Below are 20817 nucleotides of genomic sequence, written 5' to 3' on the forward strand. Positions count from 1 at the left end.
CGGCGCCGGAACAACGTTCCCGGGCTGCCGCCGCAGGCCCGGGCCCTTTTGCCATGGCCTGCGGCCCTTTTGCAGTGCCCCGAGGCCTCCGGGCCTGGCGCCCCTCAACCAGAGAAGGACCATGTCCCACGATTCCCTGAACCCCGCTGTCCCCGACGCCACCCGGCTGGACCTGACGCCCGCCCAGCGCGGCATCTGGTACGCGCAGAAACTGGCACCGGAGAACCCGATGTTCCAGATCGGGCAGTTCATCGAAATCACCGGTCCCCTGGATGAGGCCGTCCTGGCCAGCGCGCTGGAACGGGCCGTGGCCGGCACGGACGCCCTGAACCTGGGCTTCGCCGAGGACACCGACGGGCCGTTCCAGTACCCCCGCCCCGGTGCCGCCACCATGGAGGTCACCGACCTGGCCGCCGCGCCGGACCCGGAAGCGCAGGCCCGTGCCCTGATGGACGCCGACCTGGGCCTGCCCCGGGACGCCGCCACGGACCAGCTCCTGCACACCGAGCTCATCCGGCTGGCGCCGGACCGCCACTTCTTCTACCAGCGGGTGCACCACCTCCTGCTCGACGGCTACTCCGCCGTGCTGGTCCTGCGCCGCGTCGCCGGCCTCTACAACGACCTGCTGGCGGACGACGCCGGATCGCCGGGTTCCGGCGCAGTCCCCGCTTTCGCCCCGCTCAAGGACCTCCTGGCCGCTGAGGCCGGGTATGCCGGCTCCGCAGCAGCCACCGCAGACAAAGCCTTCTGGGACGCCGAACTGGCCGACGCCGCGCCCGCCACCGGCCTCGCCGGCCGGCCGGATGCCGCCGCGGGATCGCTGGTGCGCGCCGCCCGGGTGCTGCCCGCACCCGCCGCCGCTGCCCTGGAGTCCGCCGCCGCCACCGCACCTGCCCTGGTCCTGACCGCCGCGTCGCTGTACCTGCACAGGATCACCGGCGAGCGTGAGGTCTCCGTTGCCCTGCCGGTGACGGCGCGCCGCGGCAACCTGGCCAAGTCCACTCCTTCCATGCTCTCCAATATTGTTCCGGTCCGGCTGGCGGTGGACCCGGGAGCCACCGTCCAGGAGACGGCAGCCGCCGTGGGCCGCAACCTCCGCAATGCCCTGGTCCATCAGCGCTTCCGCTACGAGGACCTCCCCACCCAGGGCGGTTACCTGGGTCCGTCCGTGAACATCCTGCCCGTGCTGGACGGCATCGCTTTCGGTCCGGCGCAGGGCACCGTAAACATTCTGTCCACCGGCCCCGTCGACGACCTCTCGATTGTGGTCCACGGCCTGGGCGCCGGCAGCCCAACAGTGCAGTTCGAAGCCAACGCAGCCCTCTACGGCCAGGCCGCCCTGGTTCAGCACGTGGACCGGTTTGTCCGCCTCCTGGAACGCGTTGCCACGCAGCCCGGCGCCACCCTGGCGGACCTGACGGTCACCACGCAGGCCGAGGAGCTGGACCTGCTGGCGGCCGGCGATGCCGGGGACCAGGCCCTGCCCGGCCACACCATCGTGGAGGAATTCCAGCTCAACGCCGCCGCCGGCCCCGACCGGACAGCGGTGGTTGCCGGGGACGGCACCCTCACCTTCGCCGAACTGGAGGCCCGTTCCAACCAGCTGGCCCGCTACCTGGCAAACCACGGCGCCGGACCGGGCACAACGGTGGCCGTCCGCCTGGACCGGAGCCTGCTGCTCCCCATCGCCCTGTTGGCTGTGCTCAAAAGCGGAGCCGCCTACCTTCCGCTGGACCCCGACTACCCCGCCGGCCGCGTGGAAGGCATGATCGAGGACGCCGCCCCCATCCGGCTCCTGACGTCCACCGCGTTCACCGCCGCAGGCTCCGACTCCGGGCCTGGCCACGACGAACTGGCGACGGACGTCCCCGTCACCGTGCTGGACGCTGCCTTGATGGCGGCGTGCCTGGCCGGCAAGGACCCGGCCGCTCCGCTGCCCACCGCAGGCCAGCAGGACCTCGCTTACGTCATCTTCACCTCCGGCTCCACCGGCCGGCCCAAGGGCGTCGGCGTGGAACACCTGCCGCTGCTCAACCTGTACACCTCCCACCGGGACACCATTTTCCGCCCCGCCGAGGCCCGGCTGGACCGGAAACTGCGGGTGGCCCACACGGCCGGGCTGTCCTTCGATGCGTCCTGGGACCCCATCCTGTGGCTTATCGGCGGGCACGAACTGCACCTGGTGGACAACCTGACCCGCCGGGACCCGGAGGCCCTCAGCGCCTACCTGTCAGGGACCGGCATCGACTCGATCGAAACCACCCCTTCCTTCGCCAAGGTGCTGGTGGCCGGCGGCCTGTTCGACCAGGACCGGCACCCGTCAGTGGTGGCCCTGGGCGGCGAAGCCGTGGACGCCCCGCTCTGGAACGACCTCGCCGGCCGGGACGGCGTGGTGGCCTACAACTTCTACGGCCCCACCGAAACCACCGTGGATTCCCTGACCGCGGTGATGGAACCGGGCACCGAACCCACCCTGGGCGGCTCCGTGGCCAACACCCGGCACTACATCCTGGACTCCGGCCTCAACCCGGTCCCGGACAACGCCGTGGGTGAGCTCTACGTCGCCGGCATCAACCTGGCCCGGGGCTACCTCGACCAGCCGGGCCTGAGCGCCGAGCGCTTCGTGGCGGACCCCTTCGCGGTGGACGGGTCGCGGATGTACCGGACCGGGGACATTGTGCGCCGGCAGGGGGACGGGACGCTGGAGTTCCGGGGCCGCCTGGACGCGCAGGTCAAAATCCGGGGCTTCCGGATCGAACTGGCCGAAATCGAGCAGGTGCTGCGCGCCTTGGACGGCGTGGAACACGCGGCCGTCACAGTGGGCCGGAACCGGGCGGGGTATGACCAGCTCCTGGGCTATGTGACCCCCGCAGGTGTTGCCCTAACCGCGCTGGACACCGCCGAACTCCGCCGGCTGGCCCGGCGCCACCTGCCCGACTACATGGTGCCCGCCACCATCACCCAGATCCCTGTGCTGCCGCTGACGCCCAACGGCAAGCTGGACACCCGCGCCCTGCCCGTCCCGGACCAGGAACGCGCCGCCTCCGCCCCGCGAAACGAACGGGAACGGATCGTCGCCGACGCCTTCAAGGAGGTCCTGGGGCTTTCCGACGTTGGGCTTGAGGACGATTTCTTCGACCTCGGCGGGCACTCCCTGCTGGCCACCCGCCTGGTGGCCCTGCTGCGGGACCGCACCGGAACGGCCCCGGCGCTGCGCACGGTGTTTGAAAAGACCACCGTGGCCGAGCTCGCGGAAACCCTGGAACTGGGCACCGCCACCGCGCGGCCGCTGGTCAGGGCGGAACGCCCCGAGGTCCTGCCGCTGTCCTTCGCCCAGCGCCGGCTGTGGTTCCTGAACCGGTTCGCTCCCGAATCCGGTGCCTACAACATCCCCGTGGTCCTGAACCTGCCGGGCAAACTGGACGTGGCGGCGCTGGCGGAGGCCATCGGCCAGCTGGCCGTCCGCCACGAGACCCTGCGGACCCTCTTCCCGCTGGTGGATGGCGAACCGGCGCAGCGGGTGCTGTCCCCGGAGGAGGGCCGGCCGGCCCTGCTGGCCGTGGAGTGCACCGAACAGAACCTGCCGTCAGCGCTGGCAGCGGAAACGGGCCGCGGGTTCGACCTGGGCCGCGACCTGCCGCTGCGCGCCGTCCTTTTCCAGCTGGCCCCGGACCACCATGTCCTGGCCATCACCCTGCACCATATTGCCGCCGATGGCTGGTCCCTGGCGCCGCTGGCCCGGGACCTGTCCGCCGCCTACAACAGCCTCGTCTCCGGCGGGGAGGCCGGGCTGGCGCCGCTGCCCGTGCAGTACGCCGACTACACCCTGTGGCAGCGCGCCGAACTGGGCAGCGAAGCGGATCCCGAAAGCCCCATCTCCCGGCAGCTCGACTTCTGGACCCGCGAACTCCGCGGCGCCCCCGAAGAGCTGTTGCTGCCGTTCGACTACGCCCGCGGCACCCGCGACGAGGCCGCGCACCCGGCCGGCGGACCGGCGTCGTCCGTCCCGCTGACCATCAGCCCCGAAACGGCGGAGCGGCTCAACGCGCTGGCCCGGAACCACAGCGCCAGCCTCTTTATGGTGCTGCAGGCGGCGCTGGCCGCGCTGCTCACCAAGTCCGGCGCCGGCGATGACATTCCCCTGGGCACACCCGTGGCCGGCCGAACGGACACCCAACTGGACAGTCTGGTGGGGTTCTTCGTCAACACCCTGGTGCTGCGCACCAACACGTCCGGCAACCCCACCGCCGGCGAGCTGGTGGAGAGCGTCAGGTACACCAACCTGCACGCATACGCCAACCAGGACGCACCCTTCGAGCGGGTGGTGGAGGAACTGAACCCGGCCCGCTCCCAGCACCGGCATCCGCTCTTACAGGTGATGCTGACCCTGCAGAACACCGTCCCCGCAGAGCTCGCCATGGACGGACTCGATGCCAGCGCCGACCACGGACAGGAGCCCGGCGGCGCCAAGTTCGACCTGCTCCTGGACCTGGCGGAGGGCACCGGCGGGATCACCGGCAGCCTGGCCTTCAACCCGGGGCTCTTCACGCCAGGCACCGCGGAGCAGCTCGCGGCGGGGTACCTGGCCGTGGTGGAACAGTTCGCGGCGGACCCCGCCATCACCCTGGACCGCCTCCGCATCCAGACGCCCGAGCAGCACGCCCGGGTGCTGGGCCACAGCCTCGGCAACCACAACGACGGTCCCGAGGGCACCGTGGTGGACGCCTTCCTCGCCACCGCCGCCCGGATCCCGGCCTCCCCCGCGGTGGTGGACGCAGCCGGCCGCGGCCACGGTCTCAGCTTCGACCAGCTGCGGCAGCGCGTCGACGCGGCAGCCCGGGGGCTGATTGCCCTCGGTGTGGAGCCCGGCGACAGGGTAGCCGTCGCCCTGCCCCGGAACGCCGACGTGGTGACGGCAGCGCTGGCTGTCCTGGCAGCGGGTGGCGTCTACATTCCCGTGGACCTCACCTACCCCGCGGAGCGGATCGGCATGATTCTCGACGACGGCGCCCCGGCCTTGGTGATCGGCACGCCCGGCGTTGCCGGTCCCGCAAGCAGCCGCGCCACCGGGCTCCGGACCGTCACCGTGGAGGCTTTGCTGGCCCGCGGCGCGGACGTTCCGGCCGCCGACCTTGCCGCATGCCGGCCCGCCGCCGATGACCTGGCCTACGTGCTGTACACGTCCGGCTCCACCGGCCGGCCCAAAGGCGTTGCCGTGTCCCATGGCGCGCTGGCCAACCTCTACTCGCACCACCACCGCACCCTGTTCGCACCGCGGTTTGCTGCCGCAGGGTCCGCCACCGTTGCGGTGGCCCACATCGCCGGCCTGGGTTTCGACGCTGCCTGGGACCCCATGCTGTGGCTGGTTGCGGGCGCGGAACTGCACCTGGTGGCGGACGCCGTGCGCTCCGATGCCGAAGCACTGGTGGGTTACTGCCGGGAGCACCGCATCGGGGTCCTGGAAACCACGCCGTCCTACGCCACCCAGCTCCTGCAGCTGGGCCTGGCCACGCCGGCAGCATCCACCGGCGCCCCGGCGGACTTGCCGCTGCTGCTGGTCCTGGGTGGCGAAGCGGTATCCGCCGACCTGTGGGCTAAGCTGGCCGCCACCCCGGAAGTGGAGGCCTACAACTTCTACGGCCCCACGGAGTTCACGGTTGATTCCGTGACGGCCAGGATCGATGGCGCGGTACCCGGCATCGGCCGCGGCGTCGCAGGCACCGACACCCTGGTCCTGGACCAGCACCTGGCCCTGGTGCCCGCCGGGATTCCGGGCGAACTGTACCTGGCGGGAGCGGGAATGGCGCAGGGTTATGACGGGCGCCCAGGCGAGACCGCTTCCCGTTTTGTGGCCAACCCCTTTGCCCTGGACGGCAGCCGGATGTACCGCACCGGCGACCTGGTGCGCCGGCGCGCCGACGGGTCCTTGGAGTTCATTGCCCGCAATGACGAGCAGGTGAAGGTCCGGGGCTTCCGGATCGAACTGGGCGAGATCGAAGCGGCCCTGGCCCTGGCTCCCGGCGTGGACCGGGCCGTGGCCCTTCCCGACGGCGATCCGGCCCAGCGCGTTGTGGCCTACTACACCGGCACGGCCAGCCCGGAGGACGTCCGCGCGGTGGCGGCGGAGCGGCTGCCGGAGTACATGGTGCCGGCCATCATCATGGCCATTCCCGGGATTCCGCTGACCCCGCACGGCAAGCTGGACCGCAGGGCGCTCCCCGCACCGGTGGCAGCCGGGGCCGGCCACGGCACCGCACCGCAGACCGCCGATGAGCACACCATGGCCGGGATCTTCGGCGCCGTCCTGGCAGTGGACACCGTGTCCATGGACGATGATTTCTTCACCCTGGGCGGCCATTCGCTGCTGGCCATCGCCATGATGGGCAAGATCAGGGAGGCGTTCGGCCGCGATGTGCCGCTGCGCACCCTGTTCGATGCGCCCACGCCCGCCGCACTGCTGGCAGCGGTGCTGCCGCCCGCCGGGGACTCCGGGGCCGGCCCGGACGCGCCGCTCAGTGCCACGGGGACAACTCCCGCCGGCCCTGCCGACCTGCCCCTGGCCCTGCCCGAGCCCCTGGCCGAGTGGCTGGCCGGCCCGGATTCGGCCCGTCCGGACCGCCTGGAGCTCTCCTACGCCCAGTCCCGGATGTGGTTCCTGAACCAGCTGGATCCCGGCGCCGCGGATTACAACATTTCCCTGGCCGTCCGCCTGGCCGGCAACCTGGACGAGCGGGCAATGGCCCAGGCCGTGGCCGCCCTGTTCCGGCGGCACGAAATCCTCCGGACCGTGTACCCGGAAACGTCCGGCGTCCCGGAACAGCTGATCCTGCCCGCACCTGATGCCGCTGGTTCAGGCGATCCAGGACCAGGCGATCCGGGTTCAACCGGCACAACCGCTTCGTCCGGCACCGCCATGGCCCTGGCCGTCAGCACCGCCGGTTCCCAGGCTGACGTCCAGGACCTGCTGCGGCTCGACGCCGGCCAAGGCTTCGACGTCCGGTCCGACATCCCGCTGCGCGCCCGGCTGATCCGGCTCCCGGCCGACGGCGGACAGGACCAGTGGGTGCTGCACCTGGTGATGCATCACATCGCCAGCGACGGCGCCTCCCTGGCGCCGTTGGCCCAGGACCTGTCCCTGGCCTACACCGCAGCACAGCAGCACCCGCTGCCGCTGCAGTATGCCGACTTCAGCACCTGGCAGCGCCGGCAGCTGGCCGGCCCGGCGCTCGAGGCCAAGGTGACGCACTGGCAGCAGGCACTGGCCGGCATCCCCGCCGAACTGATGCTCCCGGCTGACCACCGCCGGCCCCGCGAGCCGCGCCAACCCGGCGGCCAGCTGGGCTTCCAGGTGGATTCCGCAAGCGTTAAGGCGCTGAACAGCCTGGCGTCGTCGTCGAACGCCAGCCTGTTTATGGCACTTCACGCCGGCCTTGCCGCGTTCCTGTACCGGGCCGGCGCGGGCGATGACCTGGTGATTGGCTCCCCCACCGCGGGCCGTCCGGATCCGCTGCTTGCCCCGCTGGTGGGTTTCTTTGTGAACACCCTGCCCCTGCGCGTCAGCGCCGGCGGCGATCCGGACCTGCGCACGCTGCTGGGCCGGTCCCGGGCCGGCATCCTGGACGCGTTCGAGAATGACGACGTGCCGTTCGAACGGCTCGTCGAAGCCGTGGCGCCGGAGCGTGAGCTGGGCCGGCATCCGCTCTTCCAGACCATGCTCACGGTGGACAGCGACGCACCGGCAGTCCCCCAGCTGCCCGGCGTTACGGTGAGCGCCGAGCCCGAAACCGGGTCCGGCGAGGCCAAGTTCGACCTCTCCTTCACCTTCCGGCCCGGCGACGACGGCACCCTGGCGGGCACGCTGGACTACAACGCCGCCATGTTCGAGCCGGGTACGGCGCAACGCCTGGTGGACGGTTTCCTGCGCCTGCTTGACCTCGCCTCGGCAGCTCCCGATACGCCGCTTTCGGCCCTGCCGCTGCTGGCCGGGCCCGAGGCCGGCCGTCTCATGGCAGCCACCGCAGGGTCCCGCTCCCAGTCGGCAGATCACGCCGTGGATGCGGATCTCCTGTCGGCGTTTGCCGCGACCGTCAGCGCTACCCCGGACGCCGTGGCGCTGGTGGCCGACGGCGCCGCCACCACGTTTGCGGACCTGGCGGCTTCCGTGGGACGCATCGCCGCCGGACTCACCACGGCCGGGGCAGGCGGCGGCACGGTGTCCGTGCTGCTGCCCCGCTCCGCTGGAACGGTCCAGGGCCTCCTCGGGGTGCTGGCCGCCGGGGCTGCCTACAACCCGATCGACACCGAATACCCGGACCACCGCGTGGCCGCCATCCTTGAGGACGCAGCCCCGCCGGTGGTGCTGACCACGGCTGGCGTGTCTGGCCGGCTGGACGGCATCATCGCCGGCCTGGCCACCCAACCGCGGGTACTCCTGCTTGAGGAGCTCATCGGCACGGAGGCCGCCGGGGACGCCGTCCCCTACGCCCCCGCGCCGCGGGACCTGGCGTCCGTGATGTTCACCTCCGGGTCCACGGGCCGGCCCAAGGGTGTGGAAGTCAGCCACGGCGCGTTGGCTGCCCTGCTGGCAGCGCACCGGGAAACCCTGCTCGCCGGGATCACCCGGCGCAAGGTGGCCCACACCACCGGCGTGGGCTTCGACGCCTCCTGGGATCCGATCCTCTGGCTGGTGGCCGGGCACGAGCTGCACGTGGTCTCCGACGACCTCCGCCGGGACCCGGCCGGGCTCGCCGCCTACTTCGCCGCGCAGGGCATCAGCGCATGGGAATCCACGCCGGGTTACCTCCGCCAGCTCCTGGCCGAACCGGACTTCGCCGGGCTCCTGGCCAGCCATGCCGGTGGCGCCGACGCGTTCAGCCTCGCCCTGGGCGGGGAAGCGTTCGACGCCGGCCTCTGGACCTCCGTCGCGGCACTTCCCGGTGTGCGGGCCTGGAACCTCTACGGCCCCACCGAGGCCACGGTGGACACCGTGGTGGCTGCGGTGGCTGGCAGCGACACCCCGGAGCTGGGCCGGCCCACCCCGGGCACCCGGCTGTACGTCCTGGATGACAGGCTGCAGCACACGCTGCCCGGCGCCGCCGGAGAACTGTACATCGCCGGGACCCAGCTGGCCCGCGGCTACCGCGGCCGGCCGGACCTCACCGCGGAGCGCTTTGTGGCAGACCCCTTCCACGGCGGCGGCGAGCGGATGTACCGCACCGGCGACGTGGTGTTCCGGCACGCCGACGGCCGCCTCGTGTTTGCCGGCCGCAACGACGGCCAGCTGAAAATCCGCGGCTTCCGCGTGGAAACCGGGGAAGTTGAAAACGCCCTGCGCGGCGCACCCGGGGTGCGTGCCGCCGTCGTCCGCTCCTTTGGCAGCGGGGCCGCGGCGCGCCTGGTGGGGTACGTGGTTCCGTCCGACGGCGGGCCTGCAGCAGGCCTGCCCGACGCCGCCCGCAGCCATGTCCGGGCGCTCCTGCCGGACTACATGGTCCCGGCAGCAGTCCTGGTCATCCCGGCGGTGCCGCTGACGCCGCACGGCAAGGTGGACACGGCCGCGCTGCCCGATCCCGGCACCGCCACCCGGGCTGCGGGACTCACCCCGCGGACGCCGCAGGAAAAGACGGTGGCCGGCATTTTCGCCGAGGTGCTGTCCCTGGACCGCGCCGGCGTGGACGAGTCCTTCTTCGAACTGGGCGGGCACTCATTCCTGGCCAGGCCGCTGATCGCCAAGATCAATGCCGCGCTGGGCACTGACCTGCAGGTCCAGTCCCTGTTCCGGGCACCCACTGTCGAAGGCCTGCTCGCCGAGGCTGCCAAGGGCGGGGCGGAAAGCGCCGCGGACAGCCTGCGGCAGCTGCTGCCGCTGCGCACCGCCGGGAGCAAGGCGCCGCTGTTTGCCGTGCACCCGGCGTCCGGGATCGGCTGGGGCTTCGCCGCCATGCTGGGCCGGCTGGACCCGGAGCGGCCGCTGATCGGGCTGCAGATGCCTGGCCTGGAACCTGGCAACACGCACCCGGTGGACGCCGCAACGCTGACGGCCCTGGCCGATGACTACATCGCGCAGATCCGTTCCGTGCAGCCGGAAGGCCCGTACCACCTGCTGGGCTGGTCCTTCGGCGGCTACCTGGCCCACCGGCTGGCCACGAGGCTGCAGGACCTGGGCCATGAGGTGGCGTTCCTGGCCATCCTGGATGCCTTCCCGGACAACCAGGAGTCCAACGCGGAAGCGGGCAGCGGGGCAGGCCTCTGGGCCAGCTACCTCGAGGCACAGGGCTATGACCTGGCCGGCGAGGACCTGGCGGCGGTGGATGTCCACCGGGCCCAGGAAATCCTGCGCGAAAACCACAACCCGCTGGGCACCGTTCCCACCGACTCCGTAGAAGCCATGGCCGGGAACTTCCCCGCGTTGGCGCGGCTGATCAGGGACGAACGCCCGCAGGTGTTCGCCGGCGACCTGCTCTTCTTCAGTGCCACCGAACAGGTACCGGCCGGCACCCCGGACGCCACGTCCTGGACCCCCTACGTCACCGGAACCATCACCGACATCCCCGTCCCGGACCGGCACTCCCAGCTCCTAAGTGACCGGGCTCTCAGCACAATCATGCCGGCGCTGGCCATCCACCTGGGCGCCGGAGCCGAATAACAGATGATGCTCCTGTTGCACACGGGACGCCCCTTACGACGACAGAACCGACAGGAAAGGTCACCATGACGAACCCCTTCGACGACAAATCCGCAACGTTCTCCGTACTGGTCAATGACTTCCAGCAGCACTCCCTCTGGCCGGAGTTCGCAGCAGTGCCGCAGGGCTGGGTCACCATGTTCGGCCCCGACAACCGCGAGGCCTGCCTGGACTACGTCGCCCGGACGTGGACCGACATGGCGCCGCGCAAAGTTGCCGAACTCGCCGCTTCGCAGTGATCCGGATCGAGAACGTCAGCAAGTCGTTCGGCAGTTTTAAGGCCCTGGACGGACTGTCCCTGCACGCAGGGGAAGGGACAGTCCTGGGATTGCTGGGACCCAACGGCTCCGGCAAGACCACCACCGTCAAAATCCTCACCACCCTGCTGGCACCGGACAGCGGTGACGCCCGGGTGGCCGGCCACTCGGTGCTGGCAGCGCCGGCCCTGGTCCGCCGCAACCTTGGACTCTCCGGCCAGTACGCGGCCGTGGACGAAAAACTCACCGCCTTCGAAAACCTGCACATGGTGGGCCGGCTGTACGGCATGAACCGCCGCACCGCGTCGGCCCGGGCACATGAACTGCTGGAAGGCTTCCGCCTCACGGACGTCGCCAATAAACGGTCCGGAACATTCTCCGGCGGCATGCGGCGGCGCCTGGACCTGGCCGGCGCCATCGTGGCGCGGCCCAAGGTGGTGGTGCTCGATGAGCCCACCACCGGCCTGGACCCCCGCGGCCGGCTGGACACCTGGGATGTTGTTTCGCGGCTGGTGTCGGATGGCACCACCGTGCTGCTGACCACGCAATACCTCGAAGAAGCCGACCGGTTGGCCGACAATATCGCCGTCATTAACCACGGCAGGGTCATCGCCGAGGGCACCGCCACCGAACTGAAGCAAAGCGCCGGCACGGAACGCATCAGCGTTGTGCTGCGGCACGCCTCCGACCTTGCCGCCGCCGCCGCGGCGCTGGACGCCGCAACCGGCTCCGGCGTCAGCCCCGACATCGACCCGCAAAACCTGGGCGTGTCCATTGCCGCCCCGCAGGGCCACCGGACGCTGGTGCGCATCCTTTCCGACCTGGACGCCGTTGGCATCCCGGTGGAGGAAGCCTCGCTCCGCCGGCCCACCCTTGACGACGTTTTCCTGCAGCTCACCGGCCACGCCGCGGACCAGGCCCGGCAGAAAGAGGAGGTGGCAGCATGAGCGCCCTCACCGCCGCCGCCCGCGACAGCTCCGTCATCGCCCGGCGCAACCTGCTCAACGTCCTGCGCACCCCCGGCGCCATGGTCACCGGCCTCGTCCAGCCCATTATGTTTGTGCTCCTGCTGGGGTTTGTCTTTGGCGGAACCCTGGGCGGGGACCAGTACCGCAGCTTCCTCATCGGCGGAATCCTGGCCCAGACCCTGACCTTTAACGCGTCCTTCACGGCCGTGTACCTGGCCAAGGACCTGCAGCTGGGGCTCATTGACCGGTTCCGGTCGCTGCCCATGTCCCGGGTTGCCGTGATCCTGGGCCGCACCACCTCAGACCTGGCCACCAGCGTGCTATCGGTCGCTGCCACCATGGTGTGCGGCCTGGCCATCGGCTGGCGCATCACCGGCGGCCCCGGACAGGCGCTGGCCGCCCTGGGCCTGCTGCTGCTGTTCGCCTTCGCCGTGTCCTGGATCGGTGCCGTCATCGCGCTGACCGCCAGGAGCGTGGAGGTGGCCCAGAGCCTGGGCCTCGTCTGGCTGTTCCCTGTGACGTTCATTTCCGGCGCGTTTGTCTCTGTGGATACGCTGCCCGGACCGCTGCGGACCATCGCGGAATGGAACCCCGTGACCGCCGTTGCCACCTCAGCCCGCGAGTTGTTCGGCAATGCCGCCCCGGCAGGGTTCGGCGTTCCTGGCGGCTGGCCTGCAGATAACGCCGTGCTGTACTCGATTCTCTGCAGCGTGGCCATCATCGCCGTGTTCGCGCCGCTGGCCATCGCCCAGTACCGGCGGATCAGCAAGCGATGACCACTGCCGGGCCGGGACAGGGCACTGTTTTCCTCAGCGCCCTGTCCCGGGACCTTGAGCTGGCCTGCGCCCCCACCGGTGGCCTGGCCGCGTACCTGTCCCCCGCCGAAGCGGAGTCAGCCAGGAAGTACACCCGGGCCGGGGACCGGCTGGACTACGCCGCTTCGCATGCCCTGTTCCGGCTCCTGGCGGCGCGGCAGCTGGGCCGGCAGCCGCTGGCTGCCCGGCACCTTCAGGTCACCCGCAGCTGCGCCGGCTGCGGCAGCACAGCCCACGGAAAACCCGAAGTGGCGGGCCTGAGCCTGAGCCTCTCCCGCAGCCACGGCGCAGTGATGGCCGCCGCCGGCCCGGCCGGCACCCCGGTGGGGGCAGACATCGAGCTGGTGCCCGGAAACCTGTTCAAGGGTTTTGACGACTACGTGGCCTCAACGGATGAACGCCTCGGCCTGGCGCCGCAGGACGTTCCGGCACGGCTGCGGTTGTGGGTGGCTAAGGAAGCGGTCCTCAAGGCCGCCGGGCTGGGCCTGTCGGTGACGCCCGCGGCCGTCCACCTGGTAACAGTCGACGCCGGAACGCCGGAGCGCACCCTGCTCCGCGCCGACTGCCCCGGCACCCCGCAGGTCCATGGCCTGACGGCGGCTGCCGTCGCAGCCCCGGATGGCTACGCTGCGGCGGTGTCCGCAGCGTCGGACCTGCCTGCGGCCACGCTGCCGCTCGCGGACCTGCTCCTGGCGCGGGCAGCCTGACCCCGTCCCCTAGATCACGCCGCGGTTCAGCAGGTCCTTCGACTTCTTCCGCGCCTTCCGGTAGCCGGCCACGGACGCCGCCATCTGCTCCTCCTGGCCACTGATCAAAGCCGCGAGCGCCGCAGCGGTGTCCGGCTGGTCGGCGGCCTGCACCAGGGAGGCCAGCAGTTCCCGGGCCAGGACTGCATCGTTGAACGCGCTCAGGAACTTCTGCTGGCTGTGCGCCGCCCGGGCCACTTTTCCGGCCCGCTTGCCGTGCACCGGAACGGCCGATTCAGCCACGTGCCGGAGCCGCTTCGCGTCCTTGCGGATCTGGTGCAGGGCCCGGTGGTGGTCGGTTCCGCGGCGCGCGTGGGCGGCCGCCTTGTGGGCCCTTCGCAGCCTGGCAGCGGACTTGTCCACCGCCTTCGCCGTCACTTTCTTTCCGGCCGCCACCGGGCCGGTCCGGACCGGCGGGTTGTCGCGGAAGGCCTCCAGGTCGTCCAGGAGCCGGAAGTACCGGGCAGATCCCAGGGCTCCGAGCAGCGTGCGGTAGCCGGCGTCAAAACTGGTCCCGGTGTGCTGGCTGATCCGCTGCCGGACCGTGTCCGCGCCGTTGCCTGCCGGCAGCGCGGCCAGCGGCTCCTGCAGCAGGGCGGCCATGACCTCCGCGTCGCGGGGAGCCCCCAGTTGAGCGGCAAGCCACTTGAGTTCGCTTTGCAGCCTGCGCACCTGGACCGCCGAATACAGCTTCCGGTAGGCCGCCAGCACCGAGCGCAGCCGCCGGGTGGCGGTCCGCATGTCATGCACCGCGTCTGGTTCCTCGAGCCGGACGGCCGGGTCCAGCGCCACAAGCTGTCCCAGTTGTGTTGCCACGTATACGGTCACGACGGCGGCAGCCGGGGCTTTCTTGCCGGCCAGCAGGACCGGGGTGCTGTCCAGGTGGCGGCTCTTCAGCTTTTTCCCACCCAGGGCGCGGACCAGCTTGGAGGCGTGCCCCGACGGGGCCGCACCGGCTGCGGCCAGCAGTTCCCCTGCCGGGCCGAACAGGTCAGCACTTCCATGGACCAGTTCGAATTCCCATTCCCGCCACTGCTGGTCGGCGCCGTCCCCGGGGAGTTTCCCTGCGGTGACCCTGTCGTCCGCCAGGTCCGCCAGGTGCAGGCCGTCCGCTGCGTAGAGGATATGGGTGATCCGGCGGGTTGCCAGCCGGGCCACAGGGGCCACCTCCGCTCCCCGCAGGTGCACCTGCAGGTATGCCAGCAGGCTGTCCGGAACCACGTCCGGCTGGCCCAGCGGGGCGTGCAGTTCCTGCCGCACCTGGGGCGCGTCACCGGGCGCAGCGGCAACCGCTGCCGCGTCGGCGATTGCCGGGGGCAGTTTCAGGTGCCAACCCGCATCGGCCCCGCCGGTCCGGCGGCGGAGTGTAATCCGCCGTGCCGCCAATGCATGGTCTGCGGTGTCGAAGTACACCGCCTCCAGCAGCGCCTCGTGCGGGTCCCCCACCCGCGCCACCCCGGGAAGTCCGGAGAGGTCCGGCACCCCGGCCTCCTCGCCGACGTCGTACTTCTTCTCGACTTCAAGTCCCTGGGAAGCCTTCACAGCCATCCTTCCGTGGTGATGCAGCGCGTGCGCCGGGCGTGGCCGGCGGTCCTTTTGCAGTCTATGGCCCTTGGCAGGGGCTGGTTGGAGAGCTTGGCCACAGAACGCCAAACATCAAACGTCCAACCTTTAGGCTGGAGGCATGCCCGCCTCATCACCTCCCCCTGCCCTGGATCCTGCCCTGGAACCCACCCTGGCGCCCGCCCCGGCACCCCTTGCCGTGACAGGAGCCGAAGATTCAGCAGCCGGCACGCCCGCCCCGAAGCCGGTGTCCGCCGTCGTTTTTGGCGTGATCGCGCTGGTCCTGATCGGCCTGAACCTCCGTGCGGGCATCACCGGTGCGTCGGCGCTGCTGCACGACCTGCAGGCGGTCCTGGGCTACGGCGCCCTGGTGGCTGCCGTTATTCCGTCCATCCCCACCCTGTGCTTCGCGGTGGCGGGTGCCGCAACGTCGTGGTTGACGGGCAAACTGGGCGTGGAGAAGGCCATCCTGCTGGCCCTGGCCATGCTGGCCGGCGGGCTCCTGCTCCGCGGCATCCCGGCCACGGGCATGCTGGTGGCCGGAAGCGTGCTGGGCATGTCCGGGCTGGCCGTGTGCAACGTGGCCATGCCGGCGTTCATCCGGGAGCACTTCGCGGACCGGACCTCCCTGATGACGGCCGTTTATACGGTGACCATGACCACCGGCGCCACCGTAACGGCGGTGGCCGTGGTGCCCCTGGCGCAGGCGCTCGGTTCGCCGTCCGCCGCCGTCGGCGCCATCGGGTTTACCGCCGTCGCCGCATTCCTCGGCTTTATCCCCGTGGCCCTGCACGCGCACCGCAACAGCACCCGCGCCGCCTCAGTGCGCGTTTCGCCGTGGCCGCTGCTGCGCACCCGGAAAGGCCAGCTCCTCACCGCCATCTTCTCGCTGCAGGCGCTGCTGGCCTACGCCCTGCTGAGCTGGTTCCCCTACCTGCTCACCACCCAAGGCATGAGCGCCTCAGACAGCGGCCTGATGTTCGGGCTGATGCAGCTGGTCTCCGTCCCGGCAGGCATGATCCTGATCGCCATCGGCTCCCGCCCCCGGATGCTGCGGCCGGCCTTCTACCTGGTCAGCCTCACCATGGTGGCAGGCCTGGTGACGCTGATGGCCCTCCCCGTGGACCTGGCCTTCATCCCGGCGGTCCTGCTGGGCTTCGGCCTGGGCATCTTCCCCCTGGTGATGGTGATGATCAGCCGCAGCGGCTCCACCACCTCCGAAACCACGGCACTGTCCACCCTGGCCCAGTCCACGGGCTACCTGCTGGCCACAGCCGGACCGTTCGGCATGGGCCTGCTGCACAGCGCCACCGGCGGCTGGGGCCTTCCGCTGGCCATCCTCCTGGGCCTGGCCGTGGTCCAGGTTGTGGTGGGGCACCTGATCACCGGCGGGAAGAAGTAGGCCATGGCACTGACCCCCTCGCCGCGCCGGCCGCTCGCCGCCGAGGCCACCGACAAGCTCCGCGCCATGGTTCATTCCGGCGAATGGCCGCTGCACCACCGCATCCCGGCCGAGCCCGAGCTGATGGCCGGGCTGGGCATTTCCCGCGGCACCCTCCGGGAAGCGGTCAAGGCGCTGGCCCACAGCGGCATCCTCGAAGTGCGCCGCGGCGACGGCACCTACGTCCGGGCCACCAGCGAGATGCCCGGCGCCGCCCGCCGCATGTACCAGGACCACACCGAACAGCACATCCTGGAGGTCCGGGTAGGGCTGGACACGCAGGCCGCGCGCCTGGCCGCCCGCAATGCCACGGCCGACGACGTCACAGCCCTGCACGGTTTGCTCGCCGACCGGGACCGGGCCTGGCAGTCCGGTGACGTTGAGGCGTGGGCGCTGGCCGACTGGGGCTTCCACGAGCGGGTGGCGCTGGCCTCCGGCAACCCGCTGCTGTTCGAGCTTTACGCCAGCTTTGGCACCGTGTTCCACCAGGACCTCCTGAGCCAGCAGCGGCGGCCGGGGTTCGCGGGGCTGCCGCAGGAAGGGCACGGGGTGCTGCTGGCCGCCATTGAACGCGGAGACGCGGACGCCGCCGTGGCCACCGTGAACCGCAACCTGAACACGTGCGCGGAGTGGCTGGCCGGCTGAGCCGACCCCGTTTCGCCGCAGCCCCGGAGGTCAGTAGGCTTACTGGCTGAGCAAGATCCGTACTTCCGCCGCGTTCCAGCGGTGTCCTTTAACCCCAGAGGAGCCACTCCATGGCCCTGTTCTCCCGCCATCACCGCGGCACGTGCCCCGCCCACGACGCCGCAGTCCCCGAGCCCGGCAGCAAAACCCCGCAGCAGCTATGGGGCGACGGCTACGGCCGGGTGGGCATCCGGGCCGCACAGACCCTGCTGATCCTCGCGGTCTCAGTGGTGGCCGTGTTTGCGCTCCTGCAGGTCAAGCTGCTGGTGATCCCGATGCTGATCGCGCTGATCCTGGCGGCCGCGATCAGCCCGTTCGTCAACATCCTCAAGCGCCGCGGCATCAACGATGCCCTCGCCACCGTCATCGCTTTTATTGCCCTCCTGGCCGTCCTGGGCGGGGTGTTCACCGTCATCTACTTCTCCGTCCGGAGCCAGTGGGATGACCTGGTCCAGCAGGCAAGCGAGGGTGTGGACCAGCTGCAGGAGTTCCTCCTCAACGGTCCACTGCCCATCGACGCGGCGCAAATCGACTCGGCCCGGGATGCGATTGTGGACTTCGCCACCAGCAGCCAGGCCAGGTCCGGCGCCATCACCGGGCTGTCCGTGGTGACGGAGTTCCTGACCGGCGCCGTGCTCCTGGTGGTGATCCTGTTTTTCTTCCTCAAGGACGGCGAGCGGATCTGGGCCTTCCTGATCAGCCCGTTCAAGGGCGAACGGGCCAGCCGCCTGCGCCGGGTGGGTACCAGGAGCCAGGAAGTCCTGGGCGGCTATGTCCGCGGGACGGCGATCGTGGCCCTGGTGGACACTTTGGGCATTGGCGCGGCGCTGCTGGTCCTGCAGGTTCCGCTGGCACTGCCCCTGGCCATGGTGGTCTTCATCGGTGCGTTCATCCCCATCGTGGGCGCCACCATGGCGGGCATCCTCGCAGCCCTCGTGGCGCTGGTGGCCAACGGACCCGTGGTGGCGCTGATTGTGGTGGCAGTGGTGGTGGCCGTGAACCAACTCGAAGGCAACCTCCTGCAGCCGGTGGTAATGGGCAAGTCCCTCCAGCTGCACGCACTGGTCATCCTGCTGGCCCTGACCGCCGGCACCCTCCTGGCCGGCATCGTGGGCGCGGTCCTGGCCGTCCCCATCACCGCCGTCGCGTGGTCCATCATCAAGGTGTGGACCTCGGACGACGGAACAGCACACCGGAACACACCCGACCGCCGGGCCGCAGGTACCGCGGCCAAGTAGCCCTGCTGACGCACGACGACGGCCCCGCACCTTTTCGGAAAAAGGTGCGGGGCCGTCGTCGTGCGTCAGCGTTGGTTGCGCTGAATTGCAGGCTGCGGTCAGCGGTGCAGGCCCGCCAGGATGTTTTTGGGCCGCTGCATTTCGCCGTGCTTTGCGCCGAGGACTATGACGGCCGCCGCGAAGGCCGGAATGGTCCACTGCAGCACCTTGAGCTGCTGCTGCGCGGCCTTCAGCTCATCCGAGGCGCCCGGCTTCGGCTCGGTGGCGCCTTCTGCGCCTTCACCGGCGAGCTGCTGGACCTTCCTGCCCAGCAGTCCGGAGTACAGCGTAGCGGCGGCGCCAAGCACGGTGACTGCCGTTTTGATGGCCGTGTCGCGGGCAACGCCGTCCTGCTTGGCGATCCGGCCCTTGTTTTCCCAGGCGATGGCCACGTCGGCGGCCAGGTGGGTGGCAAACGCGGCCGTCTGGACCGGCGCCCACTTCATCCAGCCTGCGCTGGAGAGCCGGGTCCGTTCCGCCGGGTCCCGGGCTTCCGCCGCTGCGCCGTTCAGGCCGATGGCGCCCATCAGGGAGCCGCCGAACCAGGCTGCCGCCGTGAGATCGTGGACGGAGCGGGCAATAAGGTTTCCTGCCATGGTGTGCATTCCTAACGTTGAGCGGGGAGGGGAGCTACGCCGGCGCCAGGCCGGGCATTTTCCTTCAGGACGTGCACCCTCATAGTAAGCACACTTACTACCAAGTCCAAAGACCGGAATTTGCGCCGCGAGGACGTAAAATCGACGCCATGGAAACCACAGGAACTTTATTCGGCTGGGCGTTCGGCGACTCCGGCCGCCACAGCGACAACGCCTACGTGGGCGGACTCCAGGGCGAGGCCCTGGCCAACGCGAGGCAAACGGCCAAGGCCAAGGGCGTGGCGGTGGTCCCCGGTTCCGAGGTGTTCACGGTGCTCTCCGGCGACGACTCCCTGGTGGAGCTGGACAACGCACCCGGGAAACTTGTGGTCCGGTGCACCGTGCACGTTGAGGGGCCCGGCGCGGAGAAGCTGCACGCCGAAGGACCCATGAACGGCTGACCGGTGTCCAACGGGGATTCCGCAATCGGCCAGGCCGCCGACGCCGTCGAGGACGCGTCCAACGCCCCGGCGCTCGACGTGCTGGCCCGGGCCGGCTTCGCCGTGATGGCGCTGCTGCACATCATGGTGGGCGGGATGGCCATTGCCGTGGCTTTCGGGCAGCCCGGCGACGCGGACATCACCGGCGCCCTCAGCCAGCTCGTGGCCAACCCCTGGGGCCCGGTCCTGATGTGGGCCGGGGTGGCCGCCTGCACCGGACTCGCGCTGTGGCAGGCCAGCGAGGCCACCGTCCGGGCCCGGAGCCTGCCGGGCAGGGAGCGCCTGGGCAAGCTCATCTCGTCCGGGTTCCTGGCCGTGGCGTACGGGAGCGTGGGGCTCAGCTTTGCCGGCTTCGCCGTGGGCCTGCGCGGCGATTCAGGCGACACTACCCGCGACTTCAGCGCCGCCCTGATGGCCCATCCCGCGGGCCTGTGGCTCCTGGTGGCCGTGGGGCTCACCACCATGGGGGTGGGCGTCTACTTTGTGGTCAAGGGCCTGCGGCAGGGCTTCCGCGCCGAGCTGTTCCGGTTCCGCGGCACCCGCCGCGGCGGGCTGATCGATGTCCTGGGCGTCGTGGGACACATCGCCAAGGGCATCGCCCTGAACCTGGCCGGCCTGCTGTTTGTCATCGCGGCCGCCAAGCACCGCCCGGAGGAATCCACAGGGCTGGACGGCAGCCTCAAGGCCCTCCGGGACCATCCCTTCGGGCCCGCCCTGCTGGTGGCCATCGGGGTGGGCTTCATCGCTTACGGAATCTTCGCGCTGGTCCGGGCCCGGTTCGGCAGGATGTAGGCCGGGCCGGAGTGGGTACGTAAGGAATACGGCGTTTCACCAGAGCAGAAGGAGTCCCATGTCCACTGTGTCCCAACTCTTCAATTCCTCAGCCGAGGACGTGTGGCGGGTGATCGCTGACGGTTGGCTGTACTCCGGCTGGGTGGTGGGTGCGTCCCGGATCCGCGCCGTGGACCCGGACTGGCCGCTTGCTGGCACGCAGCTGCACCACTCAGTGGGCGCGTGGCCGCTGGTGATCAACGACAGCACCCGGGTAAGGGCAGTAACCCCGGGCCGCTCGCTGGAAATGGTGGCCCGCGGCTGGCCCATGGGTGAGGCCAAGGTGGTGATCAGCTTGGAAGACCGGGGCGCCAGCTGCCTGGTGACGATTTCCGAGGACGCCATCAAGGGGCCCGGCACCGTGGTGCCCAAGTTCCTGCGGGACCCCGCCATCGACGTGCGGAACCGCGAAACGCTGCGCCGGTTGGAGCTGATGGCAGCAGGCGGGGCAGGGCGTTGAGGGGTTAAACGCCACG

At 70.5% G+C, this 20817-nt stretch carries 13 protein-coding genes; 11 read left to right on the forward strand and 2 right to left on the reverse strand.

Annotated elements, in window-relative coordinates; translation table 11 throughout:
* The first annotated feature begins 121 nt into the window (after window positions 1–121).
* The 5 genes from ACRB8A_RS14500 (at window position 122) to ACRB8A_RS14520 (ending at window position 13431) form a co-directional block, all read left to right on the forward strand.
* Window positions 122–10645, forward strand: a complete 10524-nt coding sequence (locus tag ACRB8A_RS14500; RefSeq protein ID WP_432244936.1) for an amino acid adenylation domain-containing protein — start codon at window positions 122–124, stop codon at window positions 10643–10645.
* Between the two features lie 65 nt (window positions 10646–10710).
* On the forward strand, window positions 10711–10923 hold the full coding sequence (locus tag ACRB8A_RS14505; protein WP_050685238.1) for an MbtH family protein: 213 nt from the start codon (window positions 10711–10713) through the stop codon (window positions 10921–10923).
* Window positions 10920–11888: an ATP-binding cassette domain-containing protein gene (locus tag ACRB8A_RS14510; RefSeq protein WP_432244937.1), complete on the forward strand. Its 969-nt coding sequence runs from the start codon at window positions 10920–10922 to the stop codon at window positions 11886–11888. The genes ACRB8A_RS14505 and ACRB8A_RS14510 overlap by 4 nt, the downstream gene beginning before the upstream one ends.
* A complete protein-coding gene (locus ACRB8A_RS14515) occupies window positions 11885–12685 on the forward strand; it encodes an ABC transporter permease (protein WP_056596847.1) in 801 nt (266 codons plus the stop codon). Before ACRB8A_RS14510 ends, ACRB8A_RS14515 begins: the two co-directional genes overlap by 4 nt.
* Window positions 12682–13431, forward strand: coding sequence for a 4'-phosphopantetheinyl transferase family protein (locus tag ACRB8A_RS14520; RefSeq protein ID WP_432244938.1), 750 nt, complete (start codon window positions 12682–12684; stop codon window positions 13429–13431). Before ACRB8A_RS14515 ends, ACRB8A_RS14520 begins: the two co-directional genes overlap by 4 nt.
* 9 nt (window positions 13432–13440) lie before the next feature.
* Here the strand turns inward: ACRB8A_RS14520 and ACRB8A_RS14525 are convergent, their stop codons facing one another.
* Window positions 13441–15012 (reverse strand): CHAD domain-containing protein, encoded by a 1572-nt coding sequence (locus ACRB8A_RS14525; protein WP_432244939.1) that lies wholly within the window; start codon window positions 15010–15012, stop codon window positions 13441–13443.
* 142 nt (window positions 15013–15154) lie between these two features.
* On the opposite strand from ACRB8A_RS14525, the gene ACRB8A_RS14530 reads away from it, so the two are divergent.
* The 3 genes from ACRB8A_RS14530 to ACRB8A_RS14540 all read left to right on the forward strand — a co-directional run bounded on the left by ACRB8A_RS14530 (window position 15155) and on the right by ACRB8A_RS14540 (window position 18396).
* Entirely contained in the window at window positions 15155–16435 is a 1281-nt protein-coding gene (locus ACRB8A_RS14530) for an MFS transporter (RefSeq protein ID WP_432244940.1), read from the forward strand.
* A gap of 3 nt (window positions 16436–16438) precedes the next feature.
* Entirely contained in the window at window positions 16439–17119 is a 681-nt protein-coding gene (locus tag ACRB8A_RS14535) for a FadR/GntR family transcriptional regulator (protein ID WP_432244941.1), read from the forward strand.
* Window positions 17120–17229: 110 nt separating this feature from the next.
* Complete coding sequence (locus tag ACRB8A_RS14540; RefSeq protein ID WP_285241690.1) at window positions 17230–18396, forward strand: AI-2E family transporter; 1167 nt, start codon at window positions 17230–17232, stop codon at window positions 18394–18396.
* A gap of 98 nt (window positions 18397–18494) precedes the next feature.
* Here the strand turns inward: ACRB8A_RS14540 and ACRB8A_RS14545 are convergent, their stop codons facing one another.
* Entirely contained in the window at window positions 18495–19031 is a 537-nt protein-coding gene (locus tag ACRB8A_RS14545) for a hypothetical protein (RefSeq protein WP_050683847.1), read from the reverse strand.
* 149 nt (window positions 19032–19180) lie between these two features.
* On the opposite strand from ACRB8A_RS14545, the gene ACRB8A_RS14550 reads away from it, so the two are divergent.
* Genes ACRB8A_RS14550 through ACRB8A_RS14560 form a run of 3 tightly spaced genes read left to right on the forward strand, consistent with a single transcriptional unit; the run spans window position 19181 to window position 20801 of the window.
* Entirely contained in the window at window positions 19181–19471 is a 291-nt protein-coding gene (locus ACRB8A_RS14550) for a hypothetical protein (RefSeq protein ID WP_432244942.1), read from the forward strand.
* A gap of 3 nt (window positions 19472–19474) precedes the next feature.
* Window positions 19475–20302: a DUF1206 domain-containing protein gene (locus ACRB8A_RS14555; RefSeq protein WP_432244943.1), complete on the forward strand. Its 828-nt coding sequence runs from the start codon at window positions 19475–19477 to the stop codon at window positions 20300–20302.
* A 58-nt stretch (window positions 20303–20360) separates the two neighbouring features.
* Entirely contained in the window at window positions 20361–20801 is a 441-nt protein-coding gene (locus tag ACRB8A_RS14560; protein WP_432244944.1) for an SRPBCC family protein, read from the forward strand.
* Window positions 20802–20817 lie beyond the last annotated feature (16 nt).

This window comes from Arthrobacter sp. G.S.26 (assembly GCF_050847375.1).
Lineage (GTDB): Bacteria > Actinomycetota > Actinomycetes > Actinomycetales > Micrococcaceae > Arthrobacter.

Coding starts and splice junctions, on each gene's coding strand:
- ACRB8A_RS14500 (WP_432244936.1), top strand. CDS start 122: ATGTCCCACGATTCCCTGAACCCCGCTGTCCCCGACGCCACCCGGCTG.
- ACRB8A_RS14535 (WP_432244941.1), top strand. CDS start 16,439: ATGGCACTGACCCCCTCGCCGCGCCGGCCGCTCGCCGCCGAGGCCACC.
- ACRB8A_RS14540 (WP_285241690.1), top strand. CDS start 17,230: ATGGCCCTGTTCTCCCGCCATCACCGCGGCACGTGCCCCGCCCACGAC.
- ACRB8A_RS14560 (WP_432244944.1), top strand. CDS start 20,361: ATGTCCACTGTGTCCCAACTCTTCAATTCCTCAGCCGAGGACGTGTGG.
- ACRB8A_RS14505 (WP_050685238.1), top strand. CDS start 10,711: ATGACGAACCCCTTCGACGACAAATCCGCAACGTTCTCCGTACTGGTC.
- ACRB8A_RS14515 (WP_056596847.1), top strand. CDS start 11,885: ATGAGCGCCCTCACCGCCGCCGCCCGCGACAGCTCCGTCATCGCCCGG.
- ACRB8A_RS14550 (WP_432244942.1), top strand. CDS start 19,181: ATGGAAACCACAGGAACTTTATTCGGCTGGGCGTTCGGCGACTCCGGC.
- ACRB8A_RS14530 (WP_432244940.1), top strand. CDS start 15,155: ATGCCCGCCTCATCACCTCCCCCTGCCCTGGATCCTGCCCTGGAACCC.
- ACRB8A_RS14545 (WP_050683847.1), bottom strand. CDS start 19,031: ATGGCAGGAAACCTTATTGCCCGCTCCGTCCACGATCTCACGGCGGCA.
- ACRB8A_RS14520 (WP_432244938.1), top strand. CDS start 12,682: ATGACCACTGCCGGGCCGGGACAGGGCACTGTTTTCCTCAGCGCCCTG.